Source organism: Mesorhizobium sp. M7A.F.Ca.CA.003.01.2.1, assembly GCF_003998945.1.
Lineage (GTDB): Bacteria > Pseudomonadota > Alphaproteobacteria > Rhizobiales > Rhizobiaceae > Mesorhizobium > Mesorhizobium ciceri.
This window is the reverse complement of record NZ_RZRA01001121.1, coordinates 1-1597: the sequence shown is the minus strand read 5'-3', so window position 1 is coordinate 1597 and position 1597 is coordinate 1. Positions and strand designations below refer to the sequence as shown.

The window sequence follows — 1597 nt, the reverse complement described above, 5'->3', positions numbered from 1 at the left end:
CACGGCCTTGGCGTCGATGCCTTCTGCACGGAGCTCAACGGCGCGATCGAGCACACGCCCACTGGCACCGGTGAGAAAAACGGCATGGCCGGCATGGCCGAGCTGGCGGGCAATGGCGAAGCCGATGCCGTCGGCCGCTCCGGTCCCGGTGATAAGTGCTCGCTTGGTGGTAGTGATGGATGTCAATTCAGGCTCCGTTGGTTCCGCCTGCCGTGCGCGGTCGAACGCCAGCGGTCACAATCGTCGAACCATATAATCCATGGGGTACATAGCGCGCCTATTTTTCCTGTTAAATCGCATGCAGCGCGTCGACGGTATGGAAACCCGAAACACGTTCCATCATGGAAATTCAGTCCGACCAGCTCGCGGCTGTGAAAAAGAAGTAGGGGGAAATAGTCCTAGGTTGTGACAGGCTTCGGCAAGGTGAGCCAAGGTGGACGCTTGAGGTGGACCCGACTGCCGCCGACACTTATCTTGCGATCATACCGGGCTGAGAACTCGGAAATGAGCATGAGCGCCGCGAAGTAGGCTTCCGTCGCATAGCGGATTGTCCATTTCGTACCCAGACCGTACCGTCCTTCCATCATCTCGCGTGAATTGGGGAGCTTCTTTAGGAGGCCGCGGTTGATGCCGGAACAATGCGGAAGCGCGTCGTCGTAAAGGTAAAAAAGGTCGTGGGTTTCACGATACTTTCTGCCTGTCTTTTGAAGAATGAATGCCTTTATCGTCCGTTCGATTGCCATCTGCATCGACCACATTGCAGCGCCCCTTGCGGTATCACTATCAGTAAGCAGACCTATTGCCGCGTTTTGAAGATCAGAAAGAACCCCATCAATCAATTCCGTGATTTCATGATCCGGCGCGGTCACTCCCATCGTGTTCATTCTGATCCTGCGCAAGGCGGTGGCCACCGCCGTCGTCCTCGTTTTCAGTTTTCGGCTTTCCGTCAGGTCTATCTTCGCGAGGTTGGGCGGGTTTACGAGCCAGTCGGTGGGCGTCTCGCCCTGTTCAATGCCAAGGGGGAAATGAAGCCAAACGGTTTCACCAGGTGTCCCCGGCGTGGTGCGTGTTAGTGGAACGCGGATTTCAATCGGGACATGCCGAACAAGCACTACGCCCGACGCAAAACCCTCCCCGCTACTCTGATCAAAAGCACTTCCGTAGGTATCGCGATACCATGTCTCAATATGGTGGAAGATCACCGCAAACCATGGTTTCCCTGCAAAATCCTCCTTCGTGTCGCCCCGAATGTCCAGAATGCTTTCTAGAACGAACTTGATTGAAGCCCTAAGCGGACGTTGCCAAAGTGGGAGCTCCTCCACCTGAAGCTCCAAGTCGATTAGCTGCATATGCTCGGCAATAGCTTCTTCAAGCGTCACTTAGGACCTCCGGTCGTGCGGAACAATTATATGATGGAGAAGGAAGTAACGGACAGGTCGACGCTTTTCCCATAGATGTTCGAAAATTGCGGATTGTTGCCCCGTCGCCGCGTTCCCATGTTCCGGCACTCAAACCGGAGACAATGAAATGCCGAAGTCAACAATCAGTGCCGCCCTTTTACAAGAGCACCTTCACGGTGGCGGGTCGGTCTATGAAG

At 55.0% G+C, this 1597-nt stretch carries 1 protein-coding gene and 1 pseudogene; both read right to left on the bottom strand.

Going from position 1 to position 1597, the window contains the following annotated elements; all coding sequences use genetic code 11:
* Window positions 1-186: pseudogene (locus EN969_RS30370) on the bottom strand (short-chain dehydrogenase); the annotation flags it as partial.
* A 212-nt stretch (window positions 187-398) separates the two neighbouring features.
* A complete protein-coding gene (locus tag EN969_RS30365; protein ID WP_127224210.1) occupies window positions 399-1379 on the bottom strand; it encodes a hypothetical protein in 981 nt (326 codons plus the stop codon).
* Window positions 1380-1597: the final 218 nt, after the last annotated feature.